This is a genomic window from Bradyrhizobium sp. 147, assembly GCF_023073935.1.
Lineage (GTDB): Bacteria > Pseudomonadota > Alphaproteobacteria > Rhizobiales > Xanthobacteraceae > Bradyrhizobium.
Genome location: NZ_JADPKL010000025.1, coordinates 38876 through 55235, shown reverse-complemented (window position 1 = coordinate 55235; position 16360 = coordinate 38876). Strand labels below are relative to the sequence as shown.

The 16360-nt window shown below is 58.3% G+C and carries 12 protein-coding genes and 1 pseudogene; 5 read left to right on the top strand and 8 right to left on the bottom strand.

Annotation, left to right across the window (positions count from 1 at the left end; all coding sequences use genetic code 11):
- Positions 1-319 precede the first annotated feature (319 nt).
- The 5 genes and pseudogenes from IVA87_RS07195 to IVA87_RS07175 form a co-directional block, all read right to left on the bottom strand.
- A pseudogene (locus IVA87_RS07195) lies at positions 320-539 on the bottom strand (DDE-type integrase/transposase/recombinase); the annotation flags it as partial.
- Positions 515-790, bottom strand: coding sequence for a hypothetical protein (locus tag IVA87_RS07190; protein WP_247333111.1), 276 nt, complete (start codon positions 788-790; stop codon positions 515-517). The gene IVA87_RS07190 and the pseudogene IVA87_RS07195, both read right to left, overlap by 25 nt.
- An 825-nt stretch (positions 791-1615) precedes the next feature.
- Entirely contained in the window at positions 1616-2194 is a 579-nt protein-coding gene (locus tag IVA87_RS07185) for an aminodeoxychorismate/anthranilate synthase component II (RefSeq protein WP_247333108.1), read from the bottom strand.
- Complete coding sequence (gene pabB / locus IVA87_RS07180; RefSeq protein WP_247333106.1) at positions 2191-3585, bottom strand: aminodeoxychorismate synthase component I; 1395 nt, start codon at positions 3583-3585, stop codon at positions 2191-2193. Before pabB ends, IVA87_RS07185 begins: the two co-directional genes overlap by 4 nt.
- Positions 3586-3682: 97 nt before the next feature.
- Positions 3683-4009 (bottom strand): Dabb family protein, encoded by a 327-nt coding sequence (locus IVA87_RS07175; protein WP_247333274.1) that lies wholly within the window; start codon positions 4007-4009, stop codon positions 3683-3685.
- Between the two features lie 1509 nt (positions 4010-5518).
- Here IVA87_RS07175 and panB point away from each other — a divergent pair.
- From panB to IVA87_RS07160, 3 genes are all read left to right on the top strand, one after another.
- Positions 5519-6391, top strand: a complete 873-nt coding sequence (panB, locus tag IVA87_RS07170) for a 3-methyl-2-oxobutanoate hydroxymethyltransferase (protein WP_247302516.1) — start codon at positions 5519-5521, stop codon at positions 6389-6391.
- Between the two features lie 14 nt (positions 6392-6405).
- On the top strand, positions 6406-7257 hold the full coding sequence (panC, locus tag IVA87_RS07165) for a pantoate--beta-alanine ligase (protein ID WP_247333104.1): 852 nt from the start codon (positions 6406-6408) through the stop codon (positions 7255-7257).
- A 1107-nt stretch (positions 7258-8364) separates the two neighbouring features.
- Positions 8365-9501, top strand: a complete 1137-nt coding sequence (locus IVA87_RS07160) for an MFS transporter (RefSeq protein WP_247302590.1) — start codon at positions 8365-8367, stop codon at positions 9499-9501.
- Positions 9502-10312: 811 nt separating this feature from the next.
- Here the strand turns inward: IVA87_RS07160 and IVA87_RS07155 are convergent.
- From IVA87_RS07155 to IVA87_RS07145, 3 genes are all read right to left on the bottom strand, one after another.
- On the bottom strand, positions 10313-11122 hold the full coding sequence (locus IVA87_RS07155) for an effector protein NopP (protein ID WP_247333102.1): 810 nt from the start codon (positions 11120-11122) through the stop codon (positions 10313-10315).
- A 1051-nt stretch (positions 11123-12173) separates the two neighbouring features.
- Positions 12174-12998 (bottom strand): IS5 family transposase, encoded by an 825-nt coding sequence (locus IVA87_RS07150; protein ID WP_247333100.1) that lies wholly within the window; start codon positions 12996-12998, stop codon positions 12174-12176.
- A gap of 321 nt (positions 12999-13319) precedes the next feature.
- Positions 13320-15194, bottom strand: coding sequence for an HrpF/NolX family T3SS translocon protein (locus tag IVA87_RS07145; RefSeq protein WP_247333098.1), 1875 nt, complete (start codon positions 15192-15194; stop codon positions 13320-13322).
- Between the two features lie 628 nt (positions 15195-15822).
- On the opposite strand from IVA87_RS07145, the gene IVA87_RS07140 reads away from it, so the two are divergent.
- On the top strand, positions 15823-16008 hold the full coding sequence (locus IVA87_RS07140) for a hypothetical protein (protein ID WP_247275818.1): 186 nt from the start codon (positions 15823-15825) through the stop codon (positions 16006-16008).
- A gap of 67 nt (positions 16009-16075) precedes the next feature.
- Positions 16076-16360, top strand: coding sequence for a hypothetical protein (locus IVA87_RS07135; RefSeq protein WP_247275817.1), 285 nt, complete (start codon positions 16076-16078; stop codon positions 16358-16360).

The window sequence follows — 16360 nt, the reverse complement described above, 5'->3', positions numbered from 1 at the left end:
CGCGGCAAAGACCCAGATGCCGCAAGTCGAGCATCGCTGGCACAAGGGGCTGACGATCGCGTTGAGCATTCGCATGTGCCGCTGCGAAAACGGGAACGAATCGTGCAGGGCTTCCGAACCACCGGTTTGCAACGGTTCGTGTCGCACTTCCCAGCCTCGCGAATCGAAGCATATCGCGGCCATCGCCACTGCGCGCAAGCCGAGAGGGCGGGAGCTGCATACACAGCAGCGACTTCCCCATGGCGGACTCGGCCCGGCAAGACGAAGGTTGTGGAAAAGGCGGCATTCTGAGCCGATAGGGCTATTCTACAACATCCGTCTGCATCGGCTTGCCTGGCGGGATGTAGTGCCATTCGATCCCGTGATCCTTCATGCAAGGATGGCGTTCGAGGTGAATTCGGTGCGTGGTCGGAGACGATGATGCCTGGCTTGCCGCGCTGGGCGATCAGTTCCGTCAGCTCGCGAGCAACCCGATGGCCGGAATCGAGGTGTCCGGGATCGCGGCATTCGCGCGTCACGTCGTCGACGATGTTGAGCAAAGCGTTGCTGCCGGCATTGTCAGCAGTGTTAGCATCCGCTCGTTCCACTTCTGCGGCCCAAAGGCGTCATTGAGCACCTTCTTCGCCGGCGCCCAATGAGCTGCAAGTATGACATGCGCCGAGCGAATCTCCTCTGAACCAATCCGAACGCCGCATACACCGCCCTCTTGAAGAATCAACGAGGTGACGGCCGCGCCCCGATCGACAACTCCGCCGCGCACGCGAATGCTTTGGGCGACCGGATTAGCCATGACCTCCGTCATTCTGCCCGAGAATGCAGCAAGACCAGAACTTGCGCGTGCACTGTTCGCCGCTGGGCACGTCGAGGTTATGGTCAGGGCTCTCCAAAAGAGGCTCAATGTTGACTAGCGCGAACTGGGTTCGGGAGCACAAAAGGCCCAACTGGCCTCGCTGGCGGGCTCCTGCACGCGGTTGTGATGAGCATTGAGGAAGCCGTGTGATGTAGTTCACAAGCGGCAGGTATCACCAGGGATAGCGTGCGCGCCTCAACTGGAGGGAATCGCCATGCAATTTAATTGGACAACCTCTCGAATGCTCGCTCTGACGGCCGTTGTTTTGGTGGCGGCTGGCACCACTATGGCAATCGGTACTCCTCGCGCACTCTTTGAGCCGACTTTGGGACAAGATTGGCAATGCAGCCGAACCATGCTGCTCGTGACCACTTGTTCACACAGCGCAAAACCAGGGTGAGCCGGCCGCTCCCTGTGCCGTTCCTGATCGGAACGGTATCGCCAATGTGCGGAAGCGAACAGAACAGCCGTTTGACCTGTGAGTAAGCTCGCGCTCGCTTGGCCTTCTAAGGTTCAAGCGCCTCCAGCGGCCCCGGCCTCCGCGACCCCAAAAGCCCCATGGCCAGGGCCGTCTTTAAGGCTACCGATGGCCCATGCCGCCGATGGACCCTTCGACATTCAAATGGAAATTTCCGAACCTCGGCGCCGAGCCGGCCACAGACGCCTCAAACGAACCGCGGCTCGATGTCCGACAGCCGCATGTCGTCGGGCCAGCGATCGACCGGAAGCGCCACGCTATGGCTGCACCAGTCCTCTACGGCCGCCTTAAGAAAGCTCTGCAAGCCGTAGGAAGTTTGCGAACAGTACGTCCCCTTGTGGGGTGAGTATCGACTCCGGATGGAACTGCACGCCATATGTTGGTTGATCGCGATGGGCGAGGGCCATGAGTTCTCCATCATCCGAGAGCGCTGTCACCGTGAGGTGACGGGCAGATGACGCATCCAATTCGACGATAAGCGAATGGTAGCGCCCCACACAAAGTGGAGACGGTAGTTCTTTGAAAAGCCCGCCGCCTTCATGTGTGACATACGAGGACCGACCGTGCATAGGACGACGTGCGCGCGTTACGCGTGCGCCGAATACGGTCCCAATACACTGGTGTCCGAGACAAATCCCGAGAATTGGCACCTGACCCGAAAGTTCACGAACGACGGCTGTCGATATTCCAGCCTCAATTGGAGTGCAAGGACCGGGGGAGATGACAACCGCGCGGGGCCTGAGGTCAGCAAGTTCGCTCACATCCATCGCGTCGTTCCGGACGACACGTGTTGCTGCACCAAGCTTGCGAAAATATCGCGCAATGTTGAAGACAAAAGAGTCGTAGTTGTCGATAATGACAATCAAGATGCACCGGCGTCTTCAGCAATGAATGCGCGAAAAATGCGCTCTGCTTTTGCAAGGCTCTCCTCATATTCGGCGGCCGGATCGGACATTGCCGTTATCCCGGCACCTGCATGGAAGACGGCCTGGCCGTCGTCGATCGTTACGGTGCGAATGGCAATATTTACATCCATAAGTCCATTGAATCCTATGTAGCCTATGGCCCCGCAATACACCTCTCGCGACACACGTTCGATATCCAGGATAATTTCCATCGAGCGTACCTTGGGAGCTCCGGTAACTGAGCCGCCGGGAAAGCAGGCCCTAAGTAGGCCCACGGCATCCTCTCCCTGTGCTAGCTCACCCGTAACGATGGACACGAGATGGTGCACCGAGGCATAGGACTCGAGATTGCACAAGGACAGGACGTGGACTGATTCAGGCCTGCAAACGCGCGAGAGATCATTGCGCAGGAGGTCGACGATCATGGTGTTCTCGGCGCGGTCTTTTTCCGAACCTAGCAGCGTCTCAGCGCGACGCCGGTCTTCCTCGCAATCAGCAGAACGCGCCACCGTCCCCTTGATAGGTCGCGTTTCGACCTGTCGCCCGTGAAGCTTTAGGAAACGCTCGGGCGAGCTCGATGCAATGGTGAGCTTGCCATACCGAAGAAGGGCGGCAAAGGGAGCCGGATTCATTTTCCGCAGCTGACAATAGAAGGCTATCGGATCGAACGAGTTCGCCAGGCGGGCGCTGAAGCGCTGCGCAATGTTGACCTGGAAGGCGTCACCCGACAGAATGAGATCAATCACGCGCTGTACCGCCGCGATGTATCCCTGGCGACTGAAGTTTGAATGCCATGAGCCGGCCTCGCCTGGTGTAAAATCAGGAGGAGGGGCTGAGACTGTAAGCAGCCCAACAAATTCTTCGGCTCTTTGGCGAGCTCTCTCACGCCGGCGAGCTGGATCCTGCTCCGGCCACCCGGTAGAAAGGATCCAGCATCTATTATGGCGGTGATCGAAGCTTATCACGACGTCGTAAAGATGTAGGAGTGCCTGAGGCAAGCGATGCCCCCCGATGGTCGGCACCGGCAATCGCTCCAGCGTCCTGTTCAGCTCGTATCCAAAAAAGCCGGCGGCGCCGCCCTGGAATGCCGGGAGATCGGCGCGATGTATTTGCGGATAGTTGGCTAGCAGAGCGCGAAGTGCCGCCCACGGATCGCCCACAATGGACTCTCCGTTGCAAATACCTCTCCCGTCCGCGATTATGTAAGTGCTGAAGGGATCGCACGTCACATACGAGTACTGCCCGAGCACCGCGTGTCTCGATGCGCTATCCAGGAACGTGAGGTGCCTCCGATGCGAGAGGCGTCGCATGGCTGTGACGGGCTCAATCCACTGCAGTTCCAATACGTGCATTAGTCTGTCGCTCAGCGATACATGGTCGATTGTAATCCCGTCCGGCGAAGGCGAGCCTCATGGGCACCCAAAAACCCCTACGTGCCTGCCAGGTTAATTACGCTTGCGGGTAGGGCCTGCCAAATGGCTCCGCATCTGTTGACATGCTGTAATCGGCCGCGAGACGTAGCTCTCGGAGCGGCCTGACCTGCCGGATCGATTCCTGGTAAAGCTCGTGCGCTTTATAGGCTTCGAGTTCGACTTCGTTGTCGAATTCACCGTAGACGATCACGTCAATTTCGTTGCCAAGCCGGTCACTCTTACGGTTGCGAGCGACCTCAAGCCGGCGTGCGTGCGGGATTTTGGCGAGAACGGAAAGGCCGTCGACTATTTTGTCGACATGCGCCTTATCTTTTGCGGTGAAGAATACGATGTGTCGAATCATAGATGACCGTCGGTAATCGCGAACATTGCGGTTTGACCTCGCACAAAGCGACAGAAGCCTCATCGCAAAGTCTGCAAGGCTCGCGCAGCCGCTCAGATGCCACTGCACGGCAGGCTCCCTGCACGATCGCGCTGGCCGGTGTTTAGCTCGAGTCTTCCTCCGCTATTACGCAAGGTAGACAGTCTCTGAGACGAATTTCTGCATCGAAGTAAGGAACCGCCTGATCATCAGTCGCTAGGACAACTTTCAGTGGATGTCCGACGGTCATTAGCTTCGCGCGGATCTCGTGCATGAAACGGTCTCACTTGCAGGATCGCCGCATAAGAACTGCAGCAAAATGCGTTCTTTCGTTGAATACAGGCTGGTCATAAAACAGAAGGGGGAAGGCCGCCGCCAGCCCCCGAAGCGTTGACATCGACACGTGACTTCAAGGTTGAATCCGCTCTTTGGCTGATCATCGCAGAGAGATCGATCGTGAAACTCTTTCATCGCGGAACGTGGCGATAGTCTCAGCCATACATGGCGCCTGGGAGGAGCTTATCGTCTCGGCCGGACGGCAAGCGCACCGGCGCCTCAGGTCAGCGACGCCTCTAAGCGGCTCGCCTGACAAGTCTGTACGCTCGGGTTATCCACACGCCATCGAATTAGCGGCGGCAGACGCGCGTCTGCATAGCTTTCACGATCTGCTGCGCTGGAAAGCACTCCCATGCTTGCATTTGACGAAGGCGAGGGCGGTCACTCCGAGCTCGTTTGAAGAATTTCATCGCGGAATTACGCCCAGACGCAATTTTCGGCCGACAGGCAGGTGTTCATCGAACCAACCGATCGCGATATGCCGCTACAACAGAGGGTGAGCGCGAGGCCTGTTTCGGGAGCTGGAAAATGCCGAGTATCCTGGAGAAGGGATTGGAGCAGGGCATGGTACGCAATTTCTATCAGCTCCGTATGGGGAAGTATGCCGGAGCGTTGATTCAGCGCAGCAGGTGTGAGCGGCAACAGATCCTCTGGCTACAGTTGAACTTGATGAGGCTCGGAAACGAACTTGCTCCGGTAGAGTATTGCCTCCGTGGCAAAGCCAGCCAGTCCGACACGCACGAGATGCGGTTAAGACAATGCCGCACGCAAATTGCGTCAGAATGATCCCATCGGCGCGTCCTGACGCCCAGCGTGACGCAAGGCGCTTCCAAATGACAATTTCAATCTGGGGAGTTCTTGCTTGATGGTCGCGCGACCATTGGATTCTTTATGCACGCGCCTGCTACTTTGGAGACGTATGTTTCCGTTTCACGGTTGACAGTTTTCATTCGTCCGCCATAGAAAAAGGGTGGTCCCGCGGGCTCAATGGCTTCGGTCGCAAGAATCGGATTACCGTTCGGCTAGCATATTCGGTGACGCGGGGACTTCGTGAGGGCGATGGCTTCAAAATCGTAGGCGACACAGGTGAGATCAAATCAGTATCGCTTCGAGCTGCGAAATCGACCTGAGGCCATCTGACGGAACGGATCGAAAATGAGCCACGCTTCGGAAGTGTCAGTTGAGCGGATCACGATTCCAATCCTGCAGCGATGGAAGCAGGAGCGGCGGCGTGTCGCCATGACCACCGCCTACGATGCGGTTACGGCAGGCATCGCTGACCCCATCGTCGACATCATTCTTGTCGGCGACAGTGTTGGCAATGTCTGCCTCGGTTTCGACAACACGTTGCCAGTCAGCATGGCGATGATGAACCATCATCTCGAAGCTGTTGCGCGCACAAGGCCCCGTGCCCTGCTCGTGGCCGATATGCCGTTTCTTAGCTTTCACCTCAGTCCGGAGGAGACGATACGCAACGCCGGAGGATTCCTGCAGCGAGGCGCAGATGCAGTGAAACTCGAGGGCGGAGCCAAGCGCGTGGAAATCGTGCGTGCCCTGGTCGATTGCGAAATTCCCGTCATGGGCCATCTCGGCCTCACCCCGCAGAGCGTCAATATCATGGGGGGATTCAAGGTGCAGGGCCGAAAAGCCGATGACGCTTTGCGGCTCCTTGATGACGCTCACCGTCTGCAGGAGGCCGGATGCTTCGCGTTGGTGCTTGAAGGCATTCCGGCCGAGCTAGCCCAGCGAGCGACCGAATCGCTGTCGATACCAACTATTGGAATCGGCGCGGGTCCCGGGTGCTCGGGCCAAGTGCTCGTATTCCATGACGTGCTGGGGCTGACCGAAGGTCATCGGCCCAAATTTGTTCGCGCCTATGCAGATGGTTTTCAGCTGTTGCAGGACGCGCTGTCGCGCTGGGCTACCGATGTCCGCAGTGGAGCGTTCCCGGCGCCGCAAGAGTCCTATCGGCTTCCTGAAAGCCTGGGTAACATCATCGCAAACTGGGCTCCTCCCAACCCAACCTGATGTAAGGTGCTACGATGCAGACGATTACGACGGTCGCTGAGCTTCGTAGTGAGCTCGCGAAGGCTTGCAGCGCGGGCAAACGCGTCGGGCTCGTGCCGACAATGGGCTATTTGCACGATGGCCATCTGGCCCTGGTTAAGGCGAGCCGAGCGCAATGCGACGTCACCGTCGTTAGCATCTTCGTCAATCCGACTCAGTTCGGACCAAACGAGGATCTCAGCAGCTATCCTCGCGATTTCCTGCGCGATGAAAAACTGTGCCGCGATGCCGGTGTTGCGATTGTCTTCGCGCCGGGTGCACAGGAAGTCTACCCGGCTCAATTCGAGACCTTCGTCGAACCGGGCGAATTGGCTAAGCCACTATGCGGGGCTTTCAGGCGTGGGCATTTTCGCGGCGTCGCAACCGTCGTATGCAAGCTGTTCAACATGGTGCATCCGGACGTCGTGTTTTTCGGGCAAAAGGATTTTCAGCAATGCGCGGTCGTGCGTCGCATGGCAACTGATCTCAATCTTCCCATCGAGATCGTCACCGTGCCAACCGTTCGGGAACCGGACGGGCTCGCGATGAGCAGTCGCAATCGGTATCTCAGCGAGGAAGAACGTCGACGAGCCGTTGCCATCAGTCGTGGGCTGTTCGCCGCGGCGGATGAGTTCCGCTCAGGAGTGCGCGAGGTGGACAAGCTGATTGCGATCGCCGAGCGGCATCTTGAGACAGTTGATCGGCTGCAATACCTTGAACTTGTCGATGGTGATACGCTCAAGCGCGCCGCGAGTCCGCTGCGGCTTCCGGCGGCGCTCTGTGCCGCAGCCTACGTCGGTTCGACCCGGCTGATCGACAACGTACTGCTCGCGTTGCCAACTCTGTAGCGCAATTCAGAACCAAATCGATAAACTGTTTTCTTTTTATCCGTTTCGCCCGCGTCGTCGGTGCCTGGGAGTTCCGACGCAGCCGCCCCTCGCGCTTCGCCGCGGCAAGATTTGTCGGCGGGGTAGGGCGAAGTGGTCGAAACTAATGCGCACGTAGCCCGCGTCGACAAGGGCTTCCGCAATCAATTCCGACTGAAAATGACGCACGACTTCTGGGGCAGGGCGTATTCGCCGATCTTGCACTGCTGCTTCTTGAAGTAGGGAATAGGCGCGTAACCGAACACCGGACAGGCGATCCGGACGGAGTTCGATGCATTTGGCGACCGTGTCTAGCACTACAGTCGCAATTTTCGGGGTGGTTCTGACTCTATGGGCGACCATGATTCGGCATTTGATGATTGGTGGAGCGCCGGCCGAAGATACGCGACGCCGTGGGCTTCTTTGTTGGAGTCGTCAATGGCGAGCCGTGAGTCTACCAGGCACATAAGCTGCGTGCCTTCCATGATCAAAGTGTTTATGTCGGCGTCTACACCGCGCTGTCGGTTGCCACAACGTTTTGGCAGGCTACGCAAGCCCAGAGTAACCGGGTTGCAAACCCATCGCCTCGCATTGAGACCGATTGCGATCGGCAGATGGAATTTCATCTTGTTGTCAGCTTTGCGACTGAGCCATATTGATTTGTCGCGGATATGACTACGGGAGGCGAGGCCGCGTTGAAGGGCGCCACGGCGCAGTCTCGGCGCGCACTCGGGTGGTTCGTGCTCCTTCAGTGCGCGACCGCGCTCATCAATCAGCAAGTAACAAGCTTGTTGAGAGCCCCCAACGCTCCATGCCTAGCCGGCACAGTTGCCCGATCGTATCGAGTTCGGATCGAGACGTCACGTGCGTTTTCGCGGTGGCATCGTATTTGCTATCAAAGATGTCGTCGCGGATCGAACTAGAAGAGTGACGATCGACGCGATCCGATATCACGCGCTGAACGTCCGGCATGGCGGATTGCGCCAACAAACGATGTCCTCTCGACCGCCGAACCTGCGCACTCTCTGTCGCTCGGGAGTCCGCCGCTGGTACAGCGCCCGCGGGTCGTCTATCAATAAGGTCCCTGTCATGGCGTCTGCTGGTCAACCATCCTCTCGGTTAGCAACGTGTCTTGCATTCTTCGTTCCCGGGGTCGGCTTCGGGGTCTGGGCCCCGCTCGTACCATTTGCAAAAGACCGGCTGGCGGTCGATGACGGCGTGCTTGGCCTACTACTGCTCTGCCTGGGTGCTGGATCCATCATCGCGATGCTTCTGACCGGTGTTTTGAGCGCCCGCTACGGCGTCAGGCTGATCATTCTTGTGGGTGGGCTTAGTCTCGCGATCGTCCTGCCGTGCCTCACGATAGCTAGCAAGTTGGCGCTCGGCGTCGCGCTATTCGCCTTAGGCGCCTCGATAGGCTCGATTAGCGTGGCCGCGAACATTCATGCGATCGAGGTGGAGCGCACGGCGGAGTGCCCGCTGATGTCCAGCTTCCACGCTCAATTCAGCATCGGGGGACTTGTGGGGTCTGCAGCCATGACCGCTTTTCTCTCGCTGCAGATTGATGCATTTGTTTCGACTGTGGTCTGCTCGGGATTGATAGTGATAGCGATCATGCTGGCGTGGCCGCGATTGGTGCCAACGGCGCAGGCGGACCAGGGACCGTCGTTCGTTCTGCCGCGTTCCATCGTGCTCCTTCTAGCCGCGATTGCGGCGATCGCCTTCCTTATCGAAGGCGCGATGCTCGATTGGGCTGCGTTGTTGGTCGTCGGCGCTGGTCTTGCTCCAAAGACGCAGAGCGGCTTAGCGTATGTACTGTTCTCCATAGCCATGACGGTGGGACGCCTTGCTGGCGACGCCGTCGTCGAACGCGCGGGGGACCGCGCGACACTTATGTTCGGAAGTCTACTGGCCTTGGCCGGTTTCGGAGCTCTGCTGGCCGCACCGGTAGCCGTCATCGCCATGGCCGGCTTGCTGCTCATTGGTCTTGGCCTATCGAATGTCGCCCCGATTCTGTTCCGGCGCGCCGGCACGCAGGAGGCGATGCCCGTTGGTCCGGCGATTGCCGCGATCATGACGGTTGGCTATGCCGGAATTCTCATTGGACCGGCTGGTATGGGGTTACTGGCCAAGTACGTGGGACTGCCGGCCGCATTTGGGGTCCTAGCCGGGCTCATGTGCCTCGTCGTGCTCTTGGCGCCCATCGTGACGGCGAACACACGGTGAATGCGTTTGAAAGGTGACAGAGCGGCACCTGGTGCGCAAGAGAAGCTTCGATCGCGGCTTGTCTCTGATCGAGCAGACGGCAATGAGTTGGCTAGCTGATATCTGCCTGGCGCCGATGATCGGCTACTTTTTGCTGGTCCCAAAGCGGTGCGCTTCTCCGGAAGTGATTCAGGCCCGGCGATTGGTGGTCCGCGCTCTTCCAGAGATCTGCCTTCATGCCTACGATGGGTCGCTTGCTGCGCTTGCTGTTCGCCCAATCATTGCTTCATCCCAGGCTTCTATACCTGAGTGAATGCGCGCTTTCGGCTGTTCGCAAGCTCGAGTTTTCAACCCGATTGCGCAAAGCGGATGTTCGCCGAGCAGACGTTGATGCCTAAGGGACTTGGAAACACCGGTGTCTGGTATCTCGCAGCCCATGGACAGGTTTGTGCGGTGGCCTCGGACGGCAGACTTTCGCCCGCTGGAAACCGCAGCAGTTCAAGGCGTAAGGTCGGCGGCAGCGGCGCAGAGCTTAGCGCCAGGATCAGAGCGCATGGCTGCTGTGGCTCAATTCGCTCGACATCTCTCCTGATTTGGTGTCTTCGACTTGGCCGAGACACCTTATCTCCCTCAGATTGGCGCATCAAACGGCGAAATCACTTCGGACCGGCCTGATGGTGAACATTGGTGCCTTGTTACTAAGCACCTCGCGGATCCAGTCGAATTGTCGGTTTCGCTCGGCTGAGGCTTGACCTTTTCCGCAGCGGTCCGTTTGCCTTCGCTCCTTGCTCCACCGCCTGCCCAAACACATGAATGCCAGCGGATCTGGGCATTACATGAAGTCACCATCCTCTTCGGAATCTGCTGCAACCTCAGTATCACTGTCGACCTTGGAGAGATAAAGCTGAGATTTAGTTGCGCGCTGCCATTCACCAAGGCTGTTTTTTGTCCACTGGGCGGACTGAGTGGGGTCAAGTACCATGTCGTCCTCATCCACTTCAACGAAGCCCATTGTCTTTGCGCGGGCCTTCGCTTCTGCATTAGCAGGACGCCAGTTCACCAATGGTCGTTCGCCGTCTTGCCGAAGTTGATGTTCGAGCAGAATATCGCCGGCGTTTGCGACAAGCGGATGAGCAACCTGAAAATCCACAATTGAGGTGACTTCACTTCGTCCAGGGAACTGTTCTCGCCACTTATCGCTTTCGAACTCAGTCATGTTGAATCCGGCCTCCGTTCTTTGGAGGCCGACGCTCACATTTCCTAATTGGTAGCTGTAATATCGGGCGTCTTCTGAATCTCTTCTGATACCGTATTCCTTAGCGACCTCTGCTGTGCGCTTAGCTCTTGCGGATACAAATTCCGAGTACTCGTGTGGATTGTTGGCGATGCGGTTGATTGCGTCGCCATGAAAGGTCCTCACTTCAGTCCTGAACGTAGCTCTGTCGATCTCGACCACAGGAGGTTTCCGAACGAGGGAATAACTCGGTTGCGAAGGTGAGCTGCCAGCAGACTCCTGCAATCGCGTTCTAGCGAACGCATCGGCGAAGCCCTGGCTTTCGGCACCCGCTTCCTCAGCGTTGGCTGCCCGATGATATCTTTCTTCGGCCGGAATATCGGGCCAATTGTTAACTCGACCGTACATGACGACTGCACCTGGATCATACATCTTGCATTGTTTCAGGTCGTTAGACCTTACCCGCTTGATAGACAGCTTAGCTGTCCGTGAGCTGACGCCAGCGCATAAAGGAAAAATCCCGCCACGCCTTTGGGCAGCTCGACCGCGTATCGTCGAGGCGTTGCGCGATGCAGGCTTCCACGTTATCCACCCAGAACGAGGCGCGGAGGTGCCGGACTGGTGCAAGCGGCGCGTGGCAAGGGGAACACGATGCGGGACACTCGGACCCGCCGAGGCGTCGAGCGCGCCGCGAGGAAAGCGACTTCCACCGCCCGAGCGTCTCGTGCGCTGGATGGCTTGCTCGACCTGGTGGCACTCCCAGTCCGAGGCAGCGAACTGCACGCAGTGTCGACCGGATATTCGGGTGGGCGCGTGGCGCGCAACGCGATCGCGAGAGTGACTCCGGATGACGTCACCTGCTACGTGGCACTGCCGTTCGACGAGCGCCTGATCGGCGGTTGGCGCAGGAAGGGGCGCGCCGCGCCCGAACTCATGGAAGCTCCGCCTTCCGAAGCCGAGTCGGAAAGACAGGCAGCCCGAGCTGAGCCATCGACTACATGCCCGCGGCTCGTCTTCCGGTCTCGAGCCAGCTCTGCTGGGATTATTGGCGGACGACGGTCTGGCCGCCGGCGAAGTGGTAGATTGCCTGAGCGCAAACGCAGCTCTTGTGCTCGCCGAAGCGCTCTCGCGGAAGCCGCGCATGCTCGTGGCGATCGCCTTCGCGACCAAGATGGCTCGGACGATTTGGGCATGGCCAATCGGAAGGTGGATTATCGGGAACCCAGCGCAGGCAGTGACGGCATCATGACGAATGCGGCACGAAAGAGCCTGATGTTGGTGAAGGGTGCGAGCAGGAGACGACCCTAATGGGCGGAACGATCGAACAGATCTGGATCAGGAAAACCAGTTAGAGCCGAAAGCGCCGAGGTGCTCGGAGATGAGAATTGGACTTGATCCGCGGATCACCATACCGGCCAGCGGCTTCTGAGAGCCTGACTCAAAAAGCGCGTGGACGCTATCAAGATCTGGCTAAACGGCGAATTAGGAGCCTTAGATGGGCGGCGAGCAGCCAAGCGAGCTCGGTAGCGGCAGAGCCTTCGAAGTCTTTGGACAGGCGCCGGCATCTTCCGAACCATGCAAAGGTGCGCTCGACGACCCAGCGCCTGGGCAGGAGCTGGAAACCTTTGACGCCGTGCGGTCGCTCGAGGATCTCGATTGTCCAGGGCCCGCAGTCTGAGAGTGCGTTGACGAGCTGTTTGCCGCGATAGATTCGGTCGGCAAAGACATGCTGAAGCCTCGGAAAGCGGCCTCGCAAATCTTCCAACAGGGGCACGGCGCCATGGACATCCTGAATGTTGGCGGGATGAACATATGCGGCCAACAAGAGACCGTTGGTGTCGGTCACGATATGGCGCTTGCGCCCATGGAGGCGCTTGCCGGCGTCGAATCCGCGTGGACCGCCGGCCTCCGTCGTCGAGGCGGTCTGGCTATCGATCACGGCCGCAGTCGGTTTGGGCTTTCGTCCCAGTTGCCGGCGCGCCTTCGGAACTAGAGATTCGACAATCTCCTGCCATCTGCCTGTGTCGCGCCAAGCGTAAAAATAGCCCTGCACTGTCGAGTATGGCGGGAACCCCTTCGGCAAGGCTCGCCATTGGCAGCCACTCCACAGGACATAGAAGATCGCCTGGACGATCTCGCGCAAATCGACCTCCCGCGGCCGACCCAATCGCCGTCGCGGCGGCATCTTCCGGGCGATCAGCGCCCATTCGGCATCGGTCAGATCGCTTGCGTAACGCAGTCCATCGCGCTGATACTGGATGCGAGCGGTTTTGGTCCACGGCATGGTGTCCTCCCTCGAATCTTTGCAAATCCGAAGGAATCACAAGCCGGCCAAAACCGCTCACCCTTTTTCGGTCAGGCTCTCAGAAGAGTGGCGCCAGGTGCTTGGGGTGCGCCTCGAGTGCAGCGCGCGTTCTTCCGCCGCCGTTTGCCAAGTGGCGGCTTCGCCCTGACGACCTGGCACATACCGAGTTTCTCGACGCCGTGCTGTCGAGCGGCGCTGAAGGTGCAAGCCTCCGTCCCTGAAAAGGTAGGTATCCATCCGCACCTTACCCGCAAAACTGGCCTTTCAGACCACCGTCTGAGACGACGACGGCGTAGCGACCTAACTCGGAACGCCTGCGGCCTGCATGGGCTCGGTAAGGCGTGCCTTCAGGTCGTCCAAATGGTCCTCGGCATAGGACTGCACTTTCGAGATCGCCGTATCGAGGCCGAACTGCACGGTCTGTTCGAGCATCTCCTTTGCGAGGCCCTCGCGCAGCGCGAATTTGACCTCGGGCCCAGCGACAAAGCTAATGGCCTGCCCCGCAAGATTAAGGCCAGCCTCTTTCAGGGCCTGTTTCATATCACCCCCACTAATGCCCGTATGCAGAAGGCACAATGCTTGCGACTCGAGCTCGAGCACCATCGATACGCCATCGGCCAACTCGCCCAGTCCCGGAATGACGCCGAGCAGGCCTACTGCCGTGGCCTCCCAGTCGAGCACCTTCGAGCCCACCTTGGCTACGTCATCGACCGCATGCATGAGAACCCCGCCATTCTTCTTCGGAGACGCGACATCGGGTTGGTCGGATACCCCCATCACCATATCTGTGACTGCATTTTGTTCAGCGGCGGTCTTGGGGACATGGGTCTTGATCTGCTGAACGGTATGGTTCGCAAGTGACATGTTGCTATAGAAGTGCCTGAAGTCGTTGTTGCTGATATTACCAGAGTCGACCGTATGCCCGCCGCCTAAGTCGAAGAACTCCTGATGGGTTTTGTAACCCGTAATCGAATTGTTTAGCAAACGGAACAAGAGCGGGTCCGAGAGCAGTTGCGATGCCGCTTCTCGTATCTTCGGGTCGAGAGTCTTGTCATCCACCATACTCGCCAACTTGTGTCGTGTCAGGTCGCCGTCCCCGAAGAAGGCATTCTGATTCTTGTTGATCGTGTCGAGCGTGTTCAGCTCGCTTTGCGTGGAATTCATCGACGACGAGGCGACTTGCAAGAAGTCTTCCTTGTGGATTTTATCAGTCGCACCACCGCACAACTGCTTCCAGGCGTCCGGGTGATCGAGGAAGTGTTGAGCCGCCGCGATCAGCTGAGGCGGACACTTACCGATGTCGGCGTTGCCGTCGACGATCCGCTTGAAATCGTCAAGGCTCAAACTCTTGGGCAGGTAGTCAGAATACTTGTAAAACTCGCGCAATGCATCATTCAAGGACATGACCGACGCTTGTCCATTCGAGGTGCCGTCGGATGGAATATAGTTCTGCTCGTAGCTATGCGCTTGCTGCTCCTGGAATGTAGCAACCTGCGAATGGCTGGCGGAAAACTCTGACAGATCCTTGGCCTTGATCTTGCCGCCGCAGCGGCCGTCCCCCTGGGAGCCAATCGCATAGAAGAGCTCTGGATCGCGTCGCAATCCGTCGATCGCCTCCTTCAGATCCGGCGGCGTCGAGGGATCGCTGGCCTTGGCTGCCAGCGAGTCCCAGCTGAGTGGGCATTGGTCCTTGTGCCGGTTCAGCACTGCCACGATCTGCAACTCGGCATTGGTCAGCGTGCCGCCGTCCCACGTGATCCTAGAGCTTGGCACCGGAGTGCTCGGAACGTCAGGCGATGGAGCAGCCGTCGCCGATGCGTCTGCACTAGGGGAGTCAACCGACGAGGAATCGACCGAGGAGGAATCGACCGAGGAAGAAAAAAACGGATCCTTCATCACCGCCTCGATCGCCGCCTTCGCGTGCGCTGACAACTGGTCCAGCGAATCCTGCGGGATCTGTAGCTCTGATTGCAGCAGATCCGGCGGCGTGGAGGGAACGTCGGATTTCTCTTCCCGCGAGCAGATGGACACCATTGCCTCGAACATCGAAGGTTCGCCTTGCCGAATCTGGCCGGGGGTCTGCGCGGATGATCCCAAGGCCGACGAAGCCCCCGGAACAAGCCCGAACTGAGCTGGATCTGCACTGGCGGGCAGCGAAACGCTGTTGAGCTGCATTAGGTTCATTCCATTCCATTGCGGTAAATACTTGGCGTCGGCGTCGTAAGATCGAGCTTTCATGTTAAGGGGGCGAGCTTTCGAGAAGCTGACGACTTTTAGACGGAGCAGGACGAGCCAATGTCGGTCGTCTTAACATCCCGGAGAGGCGTCATCGTGCTCATGAAACTCATCTCCGGCTCAGAGCATGTGCAAGCACGACGCTGTTCTGACGCTTTCGCAAAGCAGGTGCCTGCGGTCGTCAGTCCCGAGTGACGATCGCTGTGGAGCCACGAAACAACATCACCGCCGATTCCCGCGGCAGCATTTCCAACTGCGCGCGGTTTTGCCTCTGACTTGCCATCACACCATTGCTGATCGAGCAATGTGATGAGGTGCGTTGGGCAGGCGCCGCGATCTGGCGCTCGTCGGCATAATGTAGAGATTGAAAGTGGGGCCGAGAAATTCGCGCGGTGGCAGTCGCGGCATGTACCTGCGAATGCGCGCTCTCAGCTGGGTTGACGTTGACGATAGTGAGGTTGTTCTCATTCTCGTCAGCTTCTCGACAGCTAGTCCCAGTAGCGTAAGCAATGTGAATCGCTCGGTGGTGATACCACCGTTTTGGCGGAACTGAAGTGAGAGGCACCAGATGGCCGGGGCAATCGAAGGCGTCATCCATACCAATTCTGACAGTGGCAGCTCGCAGTCGGTAACTGATCGTCAGAAGTTCGAATCGGCTTTCGGTTCGGTTCTTGCCAGCGTCGCGATGCAGGCGATGGAGCGAAACATGTCAAATCTTCGCGAAGCTATAGCTGAAACAGAAGAGGATACCTGACGCCGGTTCTTCGACGTCAGTGGAGTGTTGCCATTGATGGCGGCAAAATAACGGAAGGTGAAGCGATATGACCAAAACAAGTTCTACTAGCTCTTCTACTGGTGGTACCCACGACACCCATGACAGCAAGGCAAATAGCAAGACTGATAGCAAGACTGATAGCAAGTCCACGAGTTCCAGCGTCGGTAGCTCGGCGGCCGATAACGTTGGTGGGACGGGTACTTTCGAGAAACTGATCGACGAATTGAAGGCGGTTAACCAGCAGGCCATGGTGCAGGACATACGGTTGCGTGCACTGACGACCGAGCTCTCGAGTGAGAGGAAGGCGGCCAGCGAGCGCGTCAACGGATAA